This is a genomic window from Reyranella sp. (assembly GCF_965228225.1).
GTDB lineage: Bacteria > Pseudomonadota > Alphaproteobacteria > Reyranellales > Reyranellaceae > Reyranella.
Window position 1 is genome coordinate 5010986 of record NZ_OZ245801.1, and the last position, 14125, is coordinate 5025110.

Annotated in this window: 19 protein-coding genes; 8 read left to right on the plus strand and 11 right to left on the minus strand. The window is 66.7% G+C overall.

Annotated features, from left to right (window positions below; translation table 11 throughout):
* Window positions 1-84 precede the first annotated feature (84 nt).
* A complete protein-coding gene (locus ACO07K_RS24275) occupies window positions 85-804 on the minus strand; it encodes a haloacid dehalogenase type II (RefSeq protein ID WP_422032449.1) in 720 nt (239 codons plus the stop codon).
* Between the two features lie 37 nt (window positions 805-841).
* On the opposite strand from ACO07K_RS24275, the gene ACO07K_RS24280 reads away from it, so the two are divergent.
* Together ACO07K_RS24280 and ACO07K_RS24285 are read left to right on the plus strand one after the other, a co-directional pair.
* Window positions 842-1414: a DNA-3-methyladenine glycosylase I gene (locus tag ACO07K_RS24280; RefSeq protein ID WP_422032451.1), complete on the plus strand. Its 573-nt coding sequence runs from the start codon at window positions 842-844 to the stop codon at window positions 1412-1414.
* A 4-nt stretch (window positions 1415-1418) separates the two neighbouring features.
* Window positions 1419-2879 (plus strand): M81 family metallopeptidase, encoded by a 1461-nt coding sequence (locus tag ACO07K_RS24285; RefSeq protein WP_422032453.1) that lies wholly within the window; start codon window positions 1419-1421, stop codon window positions 2877-2879.
* Between the two features lie 127 nt (window positions 2880-3006).
* On the opposite strand, the gene ACO07K_RS24290 is transcribed toward ACO07K_RS24285, so the two are convergent.
* Window positions 3007-3276 (minus strand): DUF3303 domain-containing protein, encoded by a 270-nt coding sequence (locus ACO07K_RS24290; protein WP_298308727.1) that lies wholly within the window; start codon window positions 3274-3276, stop codon window positions 3007-3009.
* 63 nt (window positions 3277-3339) lie between these two features.
* Between ACO07K_RS24290 and dapB the strand changes: the two genes are divergently transcribed.
* Window positions 3340-4137, plus strand: a complete 798-nt coding sequence (gene dapB, locus ACO07K_RS24295) for a 4-hydroxy-tetrahydrodipicolinate reductase (protein ID WP_422032455.1) — start codon at window positions 3340-3342, stop codon at window positions 4135-4137.
* A 7-nt stretch (window positions 4138-4144) separates the two neighbouring features.
* On the opposite strand, the gene ACO07K_RS24300 is transcribed toward dapB, so the two are convergent.
* Window positions 4145-4633 (minus strand): DUF2244 domain-containing protein, encoded by a 489-nt coding sequence (locus tag ACO07K_RS24300; RefSeq protein WP_422032457.1) that lies wholly within the window; start codon window positions 4631-4633, stop codon window positions 4145-4147.
* Between the two features lie 13 nt (window positions 4634-4646).
* Here ACO07K_RS24300 and nth point away from each other — a divergent pair, with 13 nt between their 5' ends.
* Window positions 4647-5294: an endonuclease III gene (gene nth / locus ACO07K_RS24305; protein WP_422032459.1), complete on the plus strand. Its 648-nt coding sequence runs from the start codon at window positions 4647-4649 to the stop codon at window positions 5292-5294.
* Here the strand turns inward: nth and ACO07K_RS24310 are convergent.
* Entirely contained in the window at window positions 5269-6207 is a 939-nt protein-coding gene (locus ACO07K_RS24310) for a LysR family transcriptional regulator (protein ID WP_422032461.1), read from the minus strand. The two genes, nth and ACO07K_RS24310, sit on opposite strands and share 26 nt — an antisense overlap.
* Window positions 6208-6287: 80 nt before the next feature.
* Here ACO07K_RS24310 and ACO07K_RS24315 point away from each other — a divergent pair, with 80 nt between their 5' ends.
* On the plus strand, window positions 6288-7214 hold the full coding sequence (locus ACO07K_RS24315; RefSeq protein ID WP_422032463.1) for an AEC family transporter: 927 nt from the start codon (window positions 6288-6290) through the stop codon (window positions 7212-7214).
* Between the two features lie 4 nt (window positions 7215-7218).
* On the opposite strand, the gene ACO07K_RS24320 is transcribed toward ACO07K_RS24315, so the two are convergent.
* Window positions 7219-7665 carry a MarR family winged helix-turn-helix transcriptional regulator gene (locus ACO07K_RS24320; RefSeq protein ID WP_422032465.1) on the minus strand — a complete coding sequence of 149 codons (447 nt, stop codon included), beginning with the start codon at window positions 7663-7665 and terminating at the stop codon, window positions 7219-7221.
* A gap of 57 nt (window positions 7666-7722) precedes the next feature.
* On the opposite strand from ACO07K_RS24320, the gene ACO07K_RS24325 reads away from it, so the two are divergent.
* Window positions 7723-8430, plus strand: a complete 708-nt coding sequence (locus tag ACO07K_RS24325; RefSeq protein WP_422032467.1) for a DUF1428 domain-containing protein — start codon at window positions 7723-7725, stop codon at window positions 8428-8430.
* A 10-nt stretch (window positions 8431-8440) separates the two neighbouring features.
* Window positions 8441-8920, plus strand: coding sequence for a VOC family protein (locus ACO07K_RS24330; protein ID WP_422032469.1), 480 nt, complete (start codon window positions 8441-8443; stop codon window positions 8918-8920).
* Between the two features lie 88 nt (window positions 8921-9008).
* Here ACO07K_RS24330 and ACO07K_RS24335 read toward each other — a convergent pair whose 3' ends face one another.
* From ACO07K_RS24335 to nudB, 5 genes are read right to left on the minus strand one after another with little or no spacing between them, the layout of a single operon-like run.
* Window positions 9009-9326 carry a YdhR family protein gene (locus tag ACO07K_RS24335; RefSeq protein WP_422032471.1) on the minus strand — a complete coding sequence of 106 codons (318 nt, stop codon included), beginning with the start codon at window positions 9324-9326 and terminating at the stop codon, window positions 9009-9011.
* 11 nt (window positions 9327-9337) lie between these two features.
* Complete coding sequence (locus ACO07K_RS24340; RefSeq protein WP_422032473.1) at window positions 9338-10732, minus strand: MFS transporter; 1395 nt, start codon at window positions 10730-10732, stop codon at window positions 9338-9340.
* Window positions 10729-11121 carry a type II toxin-antitoxin system VapC family toxin gene (locus ACO07K_RS24345; RefSeq protein ID WP_422032475.1) on the minus strand — a complete coding sequence of 131 codons (393 nt, stop codon included), beginning with the start codon at window positions 11119-11121 and terminating at the stop codon, window positions 10729-10731. The genes ACO07K_RS24340 and ACO07K_RS24345 overlap by 4 nt, the downstream gene beginning before the upstream one ends.
* A complete protein-coding gene (locus ACO07K_RS24350) occupies window positions 11118-11348 on the minus strand; it encodes a FitA-like ribbon-helix-helix domain-containing protein (protein WP_422032477.1) in 231 nt (76 codons plus the stop codon). Before ACO07K_RS24350 ends, ACO07K_RS24345 begins: the two co-directional genes overlap by 4 nt.
* A gap of 31 nt (window positions 11349-11379) precedes the next feature.
* A complete protein-coding gene (gene nudB / locus ACO07K_RS24355) occupies window positions 11380-11814 on the minus strand; it encodes a dihydroneopterin triphosphate diphosphatase (RefSeq protein ID WP_422032479.1) in 435 nt (144 codons plus the stop codon).
* Window positions 11815-11858: 44 nt separating this feature from the next.
* On the opposite strand from nudB, the gene dapD reads away from it, so the two are divergent.
* Complete coding sequence (gene dapD / locus ACO07K_RS24360) at window positions 11859-12698, plus strand: 2,3,4,5-tetrahydropyridine-2,6-dicarboxylate N-succinyltransferase (RefSeq protein ID WP_298308766.1); 840 nt, start codon at window positions 11859-11861, stop codon at window positions 12696-12698.
* 133 nt (window positions 12699-12831) lie between these two features.
* Here the strand turns inward: dapD and ACO07K_RS24365 are convergent, their stop codons facing one another.
* The gene (locus ACO07K_RS24365) at window positions 12832-14061 is read right to left on the minus strand and encodes an IS4 family transposase (protein ID WP_422029138.1); all 1230 of its coding nucleotides are present in this window, start codon (window positions 14059-14061) and stop codon (window positions 12832-12834) included.
* Window positions 14062-14125 lie beyond the last annotated feature (64 nt).

The window sequence follows — 14125 nt, forward strand, 5'->3', positions numbered from 1 at the left end:
GAGCGAAGCGAAGGATCTCGCGCCCGATACAGCACCGCTGTTGCAGGCGTTAGGTCCTTCGCCTTCGGCTCAGGACGACAGTGATCAGCACCCAAGCTTCTTCGCGAGATCGATCATCGACGTGCCCACCGCATTCCACTCGCCCTCGGCCTTGAGGTCGCGCTTCTGGTTGGGGCCGTGTTCGGTGGGGCGCAGGACGAAGCCCGTCGACAGGCCGCACTTCTGCGCCGCCGCCAGGTCGCCGTTGTGCGCCGCGACCAGCATCACCTGCTCGGGCTTGACGTACATGCTGTCGACCACGCCGAGATAGGCTTCGGGGTCGGGCTTGTAGTGATGGAAGGTCTCGCCGGAGAAGCAGTGATCCCAGGGAATGCCGCCGTTCTTGGCCATGTTGATCAGCAGCGCCACGTTGCCGTTGCTGAGTGTGGCCACGACATACTTCTTCTTCATCATGCCGATGCCCTCGACCGAATCGGGCCACGGCCGCAGTCTGTGCCAGAGGTGGGTGAACTCCCACGCGCCGTCCTCGCCCGGATGCTTCAGGCCCCGATTCTTCAGGAGCATCTCGAAGGCTTCCTTGTGCAGGTCGTCGATGCGCGTCCACGGCAGCTCGCCCTTCCGCACGCGACCCATCTGCGGCTGGTAGAGGCCGCGCCAGTCGTCGGCGAAGCTCGTCCAGTCGGTCTCGATTCCGTATTTCTTGCCGAGCGCGGGCAGATCGGCGATCAGGCTGCCGCGCCAGTCGACGACGGTGCCGAATACATCGAAAATGCAGACCTTCAGATTGGCGGGGACCTTGGACATTGGGTAGCTTCCTCACATGGTTTGGAAGCACGATAGAGTGAGCGGCGCGGACGGCAAGCCAAGATGCGGCTGGGTCTCCGACGATCCGCTCTACCAGGAATACCACGACACGGAATGGGGACGTCCGCTGCGCGACGATCGCGCGCTGTTCGAGCTCCTGACCCTGGAAGGCTGCCAGGCCGGCCTTTCGTGGATCACCGTGCTGCGCAAGCGCGAGCACTACCGCAAGGTCTATGACGGGTTCGATCCGGTGAAGATCGCCCGCTATCGCCCTGCGAAGCTGGAGAAGCTGCTGCTCGATCCCGGCATCATCCGCCACAAGGGCAAGATCGCCGCCAGCGTGAGCAACGCCCAGGCCTATCTCGCGCTGAAGGAGCGCGAGGGCTCCTTCTCGAAGTTCCTGTGGAGCTTCGTCGGCGGCACGCCGAAGAAGAACCGCCCGAAGACCCTCAAGGACGTGCCGGCGCGCTCGGCCGAAAGCGACGCCCTGTCGAAAGCCCTTCAGAAGGCCGGCTTCAAGTTCGTCGGCTCCACCATCTGCTACGCCTTCATGCAAGCCTCGGGCATGGTCGACGACCATGTCGCGGGCTGCCACTGCGCCAAGGAGTAAGTCGTTGTCCAAGCGTGTCTACATCGCGGCCCTCGGGACCGAGACCAACCAGTTCGTACCCTTCCCGACCGGCCTGCGCGGCTACCAGGAGCATGGGATCTGGCACGGTGACGCCACGAAGCACGAGCCGACCAACTTCACCGCGCCCGTCCATGTCTGGCGCAAGGAGACCGAGAAGCGCGGCTGGACGGTGATCGAGGGTCTGTCGACCTTCGCCGCGCCGTCGGGCACGACCGTGCGCAAGGTCTACGAGGATTTCCGCGACGAGATCCTCGACGGCGTGAAGGCCGCCCTGCCGCTCGACGCCGTGCTGATCAACGTGCACGGCGCCATGGTGGCCGACGGCTACGACGACTGCGAGGGCGATCTCCTGTCGCGCATCCGCGCCATCGTCGGGCCCAAGGTGGCGATCGGCGCCGAGTTCGACCTGCACTGTCACCTGAGTGCCCTGATGCTCGAGAGCGCCGACGTGCTGGTCGGCTACAAGGAGTATCCGCACACCGACACGATGGAGCGGGCGGTCGAACTGTTCGCTATCATCGCCGACACGGTCGAAGGCAAGGTGAAGCCGGTGATGGCGCGCTACGACTGCCGCATGATCGCGCAGTACCGCACCTCCGTGCCGCCGATCAACGAGTTCGTCGTTCGCATGAAGAGCCTCGAGGGCAAGGACGGCATCCTCTCGGTGTCGCTGAGCCACGGCTTCTCCTTCGCCGACGTGGAGGACGTGGGCACGCGCACGCTGGTGGTGGCCGACGGCGACCGGGCGAAGGCCGAGGCGCTGGCCGAGCAGCTCGGAAAGGAGCTGTGGGACAATCGCGAGCGCTATGCCACCCGGTACCTCACCGTCGACGAGGCAATGGACCGCGCCGCCTCGCACAACCAGGGCCCGCTGGTCCTGGCCGACCGCGCCGACAATCCCGGCTCCGGCGCACCGGGCGATTCGACCTTCGTGCTGAAGGCGCTGGTCGAGCGCGAGATCGGCCCGGCTTTGTTCGGCGTGATGTGGGATCCGATGGCCTTCCAGATCGCCGAGGAGGCGGGCGAGGGCGCGCGCATCCGCATGCGGCTGGGCGGCAAGTCGGGCACGGTGAGCGGCGATCCGGTCGACCTCGACGTCACGGTGAAAAAGATCGCCCGCAACGTCTTCCAGCCCTACGGGCCGGTGATGTCGCCGCTGGGCGACATGGCGCTCTTGTCGTCGGAGCATGTCGACATCGCCATCTGCACCCGTCGCAACCAGACCTTCCATGCCGACGCCTTCCGCGCCGTCGGCGCCGAGCCGGCCGACTACCGCGTCGTCATCGTGAAGAGCGCGCAGCATTTCTATAACGGCTTCGTCGGCGTCGCGAAGGAGATCCTCTACGTCGCCACCCCCGGCGCCGCCGACCCCGACGTCACCCGCTGGCCCTACACGAAGCGCAAGACGCCGTTCTGGCCGAAGGTGGCGGATCCGTGGAAGTAAACCATGCTCCTCCCCCGTCACACGGCGGAGGACACAGGAGGGGGGAAGCAACGCGATAAATGCTTCGTCTGAGGCTCTCCCCCTCCGGCCTTCGGCCACCTCCCCCGTATGACGGGGAGGAAAGAGATCAGAGCAACGGCTCCAGTGCCTCGCGCGTCGTCTTGCCTTCGACCACGGGCACGACCTCGAATTCGACGACGTCCTGCCAGTCGGCGATCCAGCGCTGGAAGGTGGTGATGTCGTCGGTGCGCATGAGCTGGAAGCAGCGGCCGAGATCGGCGGTGACGTAGCTCGCGACGAACTCGAGTCCGTCGGGCAGGCCGCGGCCCTTCTGGAGCTTGCGATAGACGGCCTTGCCGTCCTGGTTCTTCAACTTCTCGACGACCATGAACAGCATCTCGGTCTCCTGTCGTGTCTGATGTAGTATTGTCGTGCGACAGTTAAGACAGGGACAACACAAATGAAGATCGCCGTCGTCGGCGCCTCGGGGCGCATGGGCCAGATGCTGGTTCGCCAGATCGCGCGGACCGAAGGCGTGACCTTGGCCGCCGCCAGCGAGAGGCCGGGCTCCAAGGCGCTGGGCAAGGATGCGGGCGAGGTCGCCGGCATCGAGCCGAACGGCGTGCTGATCGGCGACGACAGCGCCGCCGCCATCCGGGCCGCCCAGTGCGTGATCGATTTCACCATCCCGGAAGCGACCGTGGCGCATGCCAGGGTGGCCAGCGAGAACGGCGTCGCCATGGTGATCGGCACGACCGGCCTCGACCCCGTCCAGACCAAGTTGATCCAGGACGCGGCCAAGAAGGTGCCGATCATGTGGGCGGCCAACATGGCCCTGGGCGTCAACATCCTGCTGGCGCTGGTCGAGAAGACCGCGTCGATGCTCGACCCCAGCTACGACATCGAGGTGCTGGAAATGCACCATCGCCACAAGATCGACGCGCCCTCGGGCACCGCGCTGGCGCTCGGCCGTGCCGCGGCGGCGGGCCGCAAGGTCCAGCTCGAGGAAGTCTGGCGCAAGAGCCGCGACGGCCATACCGGCGCGCGGCCGAGCGGCGAGATCGGCTTCGCCACCCTGCGCGGCGGCGAGGAGGTGGGCGTGCACACGGTCTACTTCGCGGCCGCCGGCGAGCGGCTCGAACTCAACCACCGCTCCTTCAGCCGCGAGACCTATGCGGCTGGTGCGGTGACGTCGGCCAAGTGGCTGGACGGCCGGAAGCCTGGTCTCTACGGCATGAAGGACGTGCTGGGGCTGTAGACGAGGGCTATTCGTCCCAGACGTGGTCGTAGCGCGGCGCGCGCATCTCGGCGAGGGCGGCCTTGAGCTGTTCGGCGACGCGCAGGCGTTCGTCGGGGCCGAGGAAGCGACCGATCACGGCGCGGTTGCCGCGCGAGGTGACCACCAGCCGCTCCTCGGTCGCCTCGACCTTCAGCCAGTAGGCGTCGAGCCGCAGCTCCTCACGTTCGCCGTCGGGCGCGATCCGGACCACGACCAGGTCGTGGTCGGTCAGGGTCAGCGTCTCGGTGCGTCGTGCATCGAAATAGCTGCGCTTGAACAGCCACCACAGCAGGAAGACGTCGAGGCCCATGAAGCCGAAGACCGGCCAGGCGCCCATGAGGAACAGGGGCAGGCCGATCACCAGGTTGGCGGCCACGGCGGCCAGCATGACGAAGCGGAAGCCGTCCGCAGACAGGCTGCGATAGGGCTTCAGCGAGGTGGCGAAATGAACCGCCGGAACGGGCGTTTCGGTCATGGTAGGAAGAAATATGGCCCTGATGAAGACCGCCGTCATCCCCGAGTTCTTTGCACGCCTCGAGAAGGCGATGCCGGAACCCGAAACGGAACTGGAATACGACAATGTCTACCAGCTCCTGGTGGCCGTCGTGCTCTCGGCGCAGGCGACCGATGTCGGCGTGAACCGGGCGACCGGACCGCTGTTCAAGGTCGTGAAGACCCCGGGCCAGATGGTGGCGCTGGGCGAAGCGAAGCTGATCGACCACATCAAGACGATCGGCCTGTTCCGCACCAAGGCCAAGAACGTGATCACGCTCAGCCACCTCCTGCTGGAGCGGCATGGCGGCGAGGTGCCGCGCACGCACGAAGAGCTGGAGGCGCTGCCGGGCGTCGGCCGCAAGACCGCCAACGTGGTGATGAACGTGGCCTATGGCGAGGCGACCATCGCCGTCGACACGCACATCTTCCGCGTCGGCAACCGCACCGGGCTGGCCCCTGGCAAGAATCCGCTGCAGGTCGAGCTGAAACTGCTGAAGCGCGTGCCCGAGGAGTACAAGCTGCATGCCCATCACTGGCTGATCCTGCACGGCCGATACACCTGCAAGGCGCGGACCCCCCTGTGTCCCGCCTGCGCGGTGAACGACCTCTGCACGTTCAAGGGGAAGACCGTCGCGGCCTAGCCGTTCGGCTCCCCTTCGCCCGCTTCCGGGCCGGCGCCGAGGCCGCTGCCTTCGCGGTCTTGACCGCCTCGGCCAGCGCCACGGCGAGACGGCCACCGCGGCGGTCCTGGCGTTCCAGCATCACGATGTTGCGGATCAGCTGCGGTTCGCCGAACGGCAGGCAGGTGAGCTTCAGGCCGGCGAAGATCTCGTCGGACACCGCGAGCACGGCGACGCCCAATCCCTTCTCGACCATGCGCAGGATGATGTCCTGGCTGTCGAGCACCATCTCCTCATGGACCTCGACCCGCATGCGCCGCAGCTCGCGATCGATGACGCGACCGGCCCAGGCCTTGCTGTCGAAGCGGATGAAGGGCAGCTCGGCCAGCAGGTCGCGGGCGCTGCGCCGCGCTTGCCCGGGTGGCGCGAACAGCCAGAAGCGATCCTGATAGAGCGGTGTCCAGACGAGGCCGGCCGGATAGGGCCTTACGGGCTCCGTGGTCAGCGCCGCGTCGAGCTCGCCGGCCGCGACCTTCTCCGCCATTTCCGCCGACAGGCCGACCGACACCGAGACGCGGGCGCGTGGATGGGCACGGTTGAGCGCGACCAGCGCATCGGGCAGCACGCCGGCCAGTGCGGTCTGCACGGCGCCGATCCTGAGCCGACCGGTCAGCGATCTTTCGTCGCCCAGCGCACCGGCAATGTCGTCGTACAGCGCGAGCACCTCGGCGGACCGCGCCACGACGATCCGACCAGCCTCGGTCAGCACCGGCAGGCGGCGCGAGCGATCGAAGAGGGCGGCGCCGAACTCTTCCTCCAGCGCCTTCACCTGCAGGCTCACGGCGGACTGGGTCAGCCCGACCGCCTTGCCGGCGCCGGCGAAGGACCCGTGGCGGGCGATGGCCTGCAGGGTGCGGAGGGCGCGCAGCGACATGAGATCGATGATAATTCGTCATCGATCGGTTGAGTATTAAGAATTTTCGCTTGTGTTCTACAAGGGCGTAGACAGGGCCCATGAGCGCCGACGTGATCCTCGCCCTGCTGCCCATCGTCCTGCTGATCACGCTCGGCATCGTGCTGCGACGCGTCCGCTTCCTCGCCGACGGATTCTGGCCGCAGGCGGAGCGGCTCAGCTACTACGTGCTGGTGCCGTGCCTGTTCTTCCATAGCCTTGCCACGGCCAAGCTCGACGCGCTGCCGGCGCGCGAGCTCGTCACGACCCTGATCCTCTCGATCCTCGCCGTGGCCGGGCTCGTCGTCGCGTTGCGGCCGGTACTGCACGTCGACGGGCCCTCCTTCACCTCGATCTTCCAGGGCGGCATCCGCTTCAACAACTATGTCGGTGTAACCCTGGCCGCAGGCCTGTTCGGCACGCAGGGGCTTGCGCTGGCGGCCCTCTGCAGCGCCGCGATCGTGCCGACCGTCAACATTCTCTGCGTGCTGGTCTTTGCCCGTCACGGCGCCTCGCGGCTGAGCGGCCGCGGCATCGCCTTGCAACTGGTGACCAATCCGCTCGTGCTCGGCTCTTTCGCCGGCATCGGCTTTCAACTGCTCGGGCTCACGCTTCCGGCCGGTATCGAGCCGGCGCTAAGGGCGCTCGGTGGGGCGTCCCTGCCGCTTGGCCTGCTCTGCGTCGGCGCGGCCCTGGAATTCGGATCGGTGCGCGGCTGGATCGCGCCGGTCGCCACCTCCTCGGCGATCAAGTTCCTGGTCCTGCCGGTCGTGACGGTTGCGGTCGCCTGGCTCATGGGCCTGACGGGACCCGCGCTCGTCACCGCGCTCCTCTTCCAGGCCCTGCCGACGGCGTCCTCGGCCTACATCATGGCCCGCCAGCTCGGCGGCGACGCCCCGCTGATGGCCGGCATCACGGCGATGCAGACGCTCTTCGCACTCGTCGCCCTGCCGCTCGCGGCCGCCGGCATCGGCGCCCTCGCCGCCTGACGCTTTACGCCAGCGCCCGCAATCCGCGGCGCAGGGTGCGACCGTCGGCGACGGGCAGCAGCCGATCGATCTCGCCGTGTACCTCGACCCAGACCGGCATGGCCGACTGCAAGACGGCACGACCGGCCGGCGTCAGGATGAGCCGCCGCACACGGCGGTCGGCCGCATCGACGGCGACCTCCACCAGGCCGCGTTGCTCCAGCGGCTTCAGGTTGGCGGTGAGCGTGGTGCGATCCATCACCAGCAACGCGGCGATCGAGCCCATCGAGGGGGGCTCGGGTTGATTGAGCGAGGTGAGCAGCGAGAACTGGCCGCTGGTGAGACCGAGTGGCGACAAGGCTTCGTCGAAGCGGCGCGCCAGTGCGCGTGCGGCGCGTTGGGCGGCGAAGCACAGGCAGTGGTCGTAGACGTGCAGCGTCGTCTCGAACGAGGCGTTCAGCTTCTTTGACATATCGTAGTTACGTTGATATCAACCTTTCAGCTTGAAATCAACCAGCAGGAGGAACTGATGGCCTACGTGCAGGGATTTGTTTTGCCGGTGCCGGCCGACAAGAAGGAGGCCTATCGCAAGGCTGCCGCCGACTTCTCGCCGATCGCCAAGGAATTCGGCGCCACCCGCCAGGTCGAGGCCTGGGGCGATGACGTGCCCGACGGCAAGCTCACCGACTTCAAGGGTGCGGTGAAGGCCAAGCCGGACGAAGTCGTGGTCTTCTCGTGGATCGAATATCCCAGCAAGGAGGTCGCGGAAGAAGCGCACCGGAAGGTGATGAACGACCCGCGCATGCATGACATGGACATGCCCTTCGATGGCCAGCGCATGATCGTCGCGGGTTTTACGCCGATCCTCGACGAGGGCAACGCGGGCAAGACCGGCTATGTCGACGGCTTCCTCGCCGCGGTGCCGGCCGCCAACAAGCAGGCCTATCTCGACATGGCCACGAAGGCCGCCGCGGTGTTCAGGGACCATGGCGCGGTGCGCGTCGTCGAGACCTGGGGCGATAACGTGCCCGACGGCAAGGTCACCGACTACAAGGGCGCGGTGAAGGCCACGGCCGACGAGAAGATCGTCTATTCGTGGGTCGAATGGCCGTCCAAGCAGGTCCGCGACGAGGGCTGGAAGAAGATGATGGAGGATCAGCGCATGAAGGATCAGCAGATGCCGTTCGACGGCAAGCGCATGATCTATGGCGGCTTCGCGCCGATCCTCGACGTCTGAGGGGATCGCAATGGCCGTCGCCAAGAACACGATCTGCCTCTGGTTCGACAAGGACGCGGAGGACGCGGCCCGCTTCTACGCCGCGACCTTTCCCGACAGCGAGGTGACGGCGGTCCATCGTGCGCCGAGCGACTATCCATCGGGCAAGAAGGGCGATGTGCTGACCGTGCAGTTCACGGTCTGCGGCATCCCCTGCCTCGGCCTCAACGGCGGCCCGATGTTCAAGCAGACCGAGGCCTTCTCGTTCCAGATCGCCACCGACGACCAGGAAGAGACCGACCGCTACTGGAACGCCATCGTCGGCAACGGCGGCCAGGAAAGCGCCTGCGGCTGGTGCAAGGACAGATGGGGCCTGTCGTGGCAGATCACGCCCCGCGCGCTCACCGCGGCGATGGCGGCCGGCGGCGAGGAGGCGAAGCGCGCCTTCGAGGCCATGATGGACATGAAGAAGATCGACGTCGCCCGGATCGAGGCGGCGCGGCGAGGATGATTGCTGGGGGCGCGCGACTGCGAGCGGAGTAACCTCCGCTCTGAAGTCGCGCGTCTTCGTCGGCCACAATGAAGATCGCGCGCCCAGCCTATGCCGCGTCGGCGGTGATCGTGTCGGCGTCGTTGTCCACGACGACGGCGGTCTCGAAATAGCGGATGTCGGGCGGCGCGCCGTAGCGCTCGGCGATATAGGCCTGCCATTGCGGCGTATAGACCGCCTCGGCGTCGGCGCGGCTCTTCCAGAGATAGACGCCGCCGCCGATCCGCTTTTCCGCGTCGAACAGATAGTATTTGCGGATCAGCCCCTTCATGCCGCGATATTTCGGCGCCGAGCCCTTGAAGAGTTCGGCGGCCTTCTTCGCATCGATGTCGGCCGGCAGCTTGAAGTTCACGATGGCGGTGATCATGCGATCCTCCTTCACACGGGGGTGGCGCGCTCCTCGCGCACCTTCCAGAGCAGGATGAAGCCTACCACCAGGAAGAACAGAACGCAGGCCATGCCGATGCGGGTCGAGCCGCTGGCCGCGGTGACGATGCCGATGGCCATCGGCGCCATCCAGGCGGTGGCGCGGCCCGACAGGGCGAACAGGCCATAGAATTCACCGGTCATGCCCGGCGGCGCGATGCGGCCCACCATCGTGCGGCTGGCCGCCTGCATCGGCCCCATGCAGAAGCCGAGGATGAGCGCAAAGCCCATCAGTACCTGCTCCTGCAGCGATCCGAACAGGCCGCGCGTCGGGCTGATCGGGTCGGCCGGCACGACGAAGAAGACATGCGTGGCCGTGACGCCGACGATGCCCAGCGTCGCCAGGATCACGCCGGCGATGGCGATCTGGATCGTCCGCTTGCTGCCGATCCAGTCGTCGAGCCGGCCGCCGAGAAACGCGCCGGGAATCGCGAAGACCGTCAGGATGATGCCGAAGATGCCGAGCGTCACCGTGCTCCAGCCGAAGGTCGCGGCGGCATAGACCCCGCCGAAGGCGATGATCGCCGCCAGCCCGTCATTGTAGAGCATGAAGGCGATGAGGTAGCGCAGCACGTTGCCGAAGCGCGGAAGGCGCTTCAGCGTCGCCACGAGCGAACGCCCGCCTTCCCGCGCGGCGACCAGCAGGGGCTGGCGGAGCGCGCCGGCGGAATCCGGCGTGAACAGGAACATCGGCAGGACGAAGATCGCGATCCAGAGCGCCGAGGCGGGGCCGACCAGGCGCTCCAGTTCATGGCTGGCGGGATCGAGACCGAACAGCGGCCGGTCGTTGGAGGCCGCCAGGCCGAACATCGAGGGCATCGACACCGCGAGCACGATCAACAGCGACACGAGTCCGCCGCAGTAGCCCAGGCCCCAGCCGAAGCCGCTCAGCCGGCCCATGCGCTCGGGTCGCACGATGTTGGGCAGCTGGGCATTGTTGAACACGATCGACATCTCGGCGCCCACCGTGGCCAGGATCACCGCCCAGCTGATCGGCAGGATGAGATCGGGGCGATTGGGATAGGCGAACCACAGGCCGGCGCATCCCACCGCGAGCAGAAGCTGGAACGCGAAGATGAAGGGCTTGCGACGGCCGCCCGCGTCGGCCATGGCGCCGAGGAACGGGCTCATCAGCGCGATCAGGATGCCCGAGGCCGACTGGGTGAAGGCCCAGGCCGACTGCCCCTTCACCGGATCGCCCACCAGCACGTTGGCGAAGTAGGGTGCGAAGATGAACGTGGTGATGATGGTGAAGAAGGGCTGATTGGCCCAGTCGAACAGCGCCCAGCTGAACTGGCCGAGCGTCGAGGCTTCACGGACAGAATCACGCGCAGGTTGGACGCTCATACGAGTTCGACCTGTGTGTATCGACGAGCCGCAACGGCCAGTCGTCGATCATGGGTGAGAAGAGGAGCATCGAGCACCTCAGCCAAGGCGACGTACATCGCATCGTATGCGCTGAAATTGTTTCGCAGCATCCAGACGCGCGGCAACAGGAACTCGTGCGGATGCCGGTGAATTGGAAACGCCATGAAGTCTTCCAGTGCGGCCCGGCCTCGCTCCTCATCGAGGTCGCCTGCCAGGGCAAATCGGCGAATGACCTGGGCGATCTCCGCATCGAGCAGATAGGGCGCATGCAGCATTTCGGACGCGCCCAACAAGCGGGCCTCCACTGCCACACCCACGGGCGTTTGCAAGAGAGCCTCGAGCAAGGCCGAAGCGTCGACGACAATCACCTGCTGTCGCGTTCGGCACGCACGGCGTCGGCCGTATCGACAGACAAGACCACGGTCGACCGGCGCGCCAATCGCGCCCGGAGTTCCTCGATCGTCGGTCGCTCGGCCACCTCCCGGATCTGCTGCAGCAGATAGTCGGACAAGGACATGCCCGCCAGCGCCGCTCGCGACTTCAGTCGGCGATGCAGCGCGTCGGGAACGTTGCGAATCTGGATCATTGTCGACATGCGAAACAGCTAATCACATGTGCAACACATGTCAACGGATGTGCCTCGGCAATTGCCAGATCGCGTCCCGGTTTGTCGGCGAGAAGACCTTCTCCATGGCATCCCGCCAGGGCAGCCAGAGCTGGGCGACGTGCTCGGCGGGATCGAGCGTCGCCACCGTGAGCTCCGGGACCTGGAAGCCGAACACGTGCTCGACATTGTGAGTGACCTCCGGCGCGTAGCGCGCGCGCCACTGCGCCCAGATCTCGTAGCGATTGGTCTGCCGCCAGTCGGTCAGCGTGCCGACCACGAGGCCGGTCTCCTCCTTGAGTTCGCGCCGCGCCGTCACCTCGAAGTCCGGGTCGTCGGGTTCGCGCGAACCGGTCACGGATTGCCAGAGCCCGGTGCCCGTGCGTTCCAGCAGGAGCACGTCGAGACGCGGCGTGTAAACCACGACCAGCACGGATTCTGGGAGCTTGAAGGCCATCGGGCGCAGCATATAAGGTCCCGCGGCAGATTTCCGAGGGAACAATGAGCAAGCAGCTACAGGCCACCATCGACGCGGCATGGGAAGCACGGGACGGCGTCAACAGCGCCACCAAGGGCGAGGTGCGGGACGCCGTCGAAGCGGCGATCGCCGGCCTCGACGACGGCACCTATCGCACCGCCGAGAAGTTCGGCGACGAATGGGTCGTGAACCAGTGGCTGAAGAAGGCCGTGCTGCTCTCGTTCCGTCTCTACGATTCGGTCCCGATGGACGGCGGCGCCTCGTTCCCCGGCCTCGGCGCCGCGCCCTGGTTCGACAAGGTGCCGCTCAAGACGACCGGCTGGGACGCCGCCCGCTTCGCCAAGGCGAACTATCGCTCGGTCCCCGGCTCGATCGTGCGCCGCGGCTCCTACATCGCCCCGTCGGTCGTGCTGATGCCGTCCTTCGTGAACCTCGGCGCCTATGTCGACACCGGCACCATGGTCGACACCTGGGCGACGGTCGGCTCGTGCGCCCAGATCGGCAAGAACTGCCATCTCTCGGGCGGCGTCGGCATCGGCGGCGTGCTCGAGCCGCTGCAGGCCAACCCGGTCATCATCGAGGACAACTGCTTCATCGGCGCCCGCTCCGAGGTCGTCGAGGGCGTGATCGTCGGCACCGGCGCGGTCCTGTCGATGGGCGTGTTCATCAGCGCCACCACCAAGGTGGTCGATCGCGCCACCGGCCAGATCCACATCGGCAAGGTGCCGCCCTATTCGGTGGTGGTGCCCGGCAACATCGGCGGCGGCCCGGATCGTCCCTCGACCTATTGCGCCGTGATCGTGAAGACCGTCGACGAGCGCACCCGCTCCAAGACCTCGATCAACGAGCTACTGCGCGATTAGTCTCAGCTTCTTCCCCTTTGCGGGTTCCGCAAAGGGGAAGTGCCCTCGTCTTACGAGGGCGATGGGGTCATGACCCCTCCGTCGTCGTAGGACGACGACACCTCCCCATTTGAATCTATCGGATTCACACATCTCATAGTCCGAGGGAGGCGCCATATTTGATGGCGCGGAACTGATCGAGGCCGATGCGCATGACCTTCGGCCCTGGCTTGCCGTAGTAGCCGGTCCATCCTCCGAGCCTGGCGATGACCCAGGCTGCGAAGGCGAGGCTGGCTTTGGGGTGGGGATTGCGCTGTCGCTGGGTCTTGCCTTCGAGCCTGGCCGATACGGCTTCGAGGATAGGCTGATCCTGTGGCTCGAAGGCATCGCCAAGGCGTTGATCGGTCGTGCCGTCGCGGGCCTGCACGAGTTGCTTGATGGTGACGGCGGCGATGGCGGCGGCGGCCGTCAGGTTGATCATGGCCTGCGGCTCGCCGATATCGGCCGCCTCGATGTCGAAGCCTGCGGTCTTGAGCGTGCGGAAGAACTCCTCGATCGTCCAGCGCTGGCGATACAGATCGACGATCCTTCGCGCCTGAGGGCCGGTCGCGACAGGATGCGTCGTCAGCAATCGCCAGTGGATCGGCTGGCCGGCCGCTGGCGCCGAGGTCTCGCGCACGTCGACCAGGGTCAGGTCGAGCGTCTCGGGCAAGGTCGGATCGGCCCCATGCAGGGGCCGGCGCAAGGTCACCGGCGCGAAGCGCAGGGCAAGCTCGGTGTCACGCTCGGGCCGACCGGGCGCTGCCGGAATGGTCGCGGCGAAGCGGCCCTGCTCGGGTTGTCCGTCGATGAAGTCGAAGAGCAAGCCTTCAGCCTCTTGGGCCGATGTCTCGATGCGCCGGTTCTGGCAGGCCCGCACGATCAGCTCGACGTTCGCGGGACGGCGCGCGAACAGCTCGTAGAAGTCGCTCTCGCGGTCCGACACCGCCGTGATGCTGCGCGCCTGCGACAGCGCCGCACCGGCCTGACGAGCCCCGTCGATCCAGCGCTGCGATTCCTTGGCCTTCGTCTCGCGCTGGCGACGCGGCGCCCGCACCCCTTCAGCCCGGTTCCACACCTGCATCGACACCACGCCCAGCAAGGCCCCGCTGCCGGCTTCCACCGCCAGCACCGGGTGAAGCAGCAATCCCCGCGCTGCGCCGCCCTTGCCGACGATCCCGTACCCGGCGGCCGCCGCACGGCGACCGCCCAGCGCCAGTTCGCTGGTATCCTGGATGGCCACAACATCCCGGCCCGCCGCCCGACCTCCCGTCAGAGTGCCGGCGTGCTGTGACATCTCCTCCACCGTCACCGACCGGTTACGCAGCAGACGCGTGAACTGCATCTCCCGCGCCCGTGTTCCGCCGAGCCGTCGGATGCACGACCCGGGCTGCAGCACCAGCGCCGCA

Excerpts from the sequence above, each read along its gene's own strand:
- ACO07K_RS24275 (WP_422032449.1), bottom strand. The coding sequence starts at position 804 with ATGTCCAAGGTCCCCGCCAATCTGAAGGTCTGCATTTTCGATGTATTC.
- ACO07K_RS24290 (WP_298308727.1), bottom strand. The coding sequence starts at position 3,276 with ATGCTGTTCATGGTCGTCGAGAAGTTGAAGAACCAGGACGGCAAGGCC.
- dapB (WP_422032455.1), top strand. The coding sequence starts at position 3,340 with ATGAAGATCGCCGTCGTCGGCGCCTCGGGGCGCATGGGCCAGATGCTG.
- ACO07K_RS24300 (WP_422032457.1), bottom strand. The coding sequence starts at position 4,633 with ATGACCGAAACGCCCGTTCCGGCGGTTCATTTCGCCACCTCGCTGAAG.
- nth (WP_422032459.1), top strand. The coding sequence starts at position 4,647 with ATGGCCCTGATGAAGACCGCCGTCATCCCCGAGTTCTTTGCACGCCTC.
- ACO07K_RS24310 (WP_422032461.1), bottom strand. The coding sequence starts at position 6,207 with ATGTCGCTGCGCGCCCTCCGCACCCTGCAGGCCATCGCCCGCCACGGG.
- ACO07K_RS24315 (WP_422032463.1), top strand. The coding sequence starts at position 6,288 with ATGAGCGCCGACGTGATCCTCGCCCTGCTGCCCATCGTCCTGCTGATC.
- ACO07K_RS24320 (WP_422032465.1), bottom strand. The coding sequence starts at position 7,665 with ATGTCAAAGAAGCTGAACGCCTCGTTCGAGACGACGCTGCACGTCTAC.
- ACO07K_RS24325 (WP_422032467.1), top strand. The coding sequence starts at position 7,723 with ATGGCCTACGTGCAGGGATTTGTTTTGCCGGTGCCGGCCGACAAGAAG.
- ACO07K_RS24330 (WP_422032469.1), top strand. The coding sequence starts at position 8,441 with ATGGCCGTCGCCAAGAACACGATCTGCCTCTGGTTCGACAAGGACGCG.
- ACO07K_RS24335 (WP_422032471.1), bottom strand. The coding sequence starts at position 9,326 with ATGATCACCGCCATCGTGAACTTCAAGCTGCCGGCCGACATCGATGCG.
- ACO07K_RS24340 (WP_422032473.1), bottom strand. The coding sequence starts at position 10,732 with ATGAGCGTCCAACCTGCGCGTGATTCTGTCCGTGAAGCCTCGACGCTC.
- ACO07K_RS24350 (WP_422032477.1), bottom strand. The coding sequence starts at position 11,348 with ATGTCGACAATGATCCAGATTCGCAACGTTCCCGACGCGCTGCATCGC.
- nudB (WP_422032479.1), bottom strand. The coding sequence starts at position 11,814 with ATGGCCTTCAAGCTCCCAGAATCCGTGCTGGTCGTGGTTTACACGCCG.
- dapD (WP_298308766.1), top strand. The coding sequence starts at position 11,859 with ATGAGCAAGCAGCTACAGGCCACCATCGACGCGGCATGGGAAGCACGG.
- ACO07K_RS24365 (WP_422029138.1), bottom strand. The coding sequence starts at position 14,061 with ATGCAGTTCACGCGTCTGCTGCGTAACCGGTCGGTGACGGTGGAGGAG.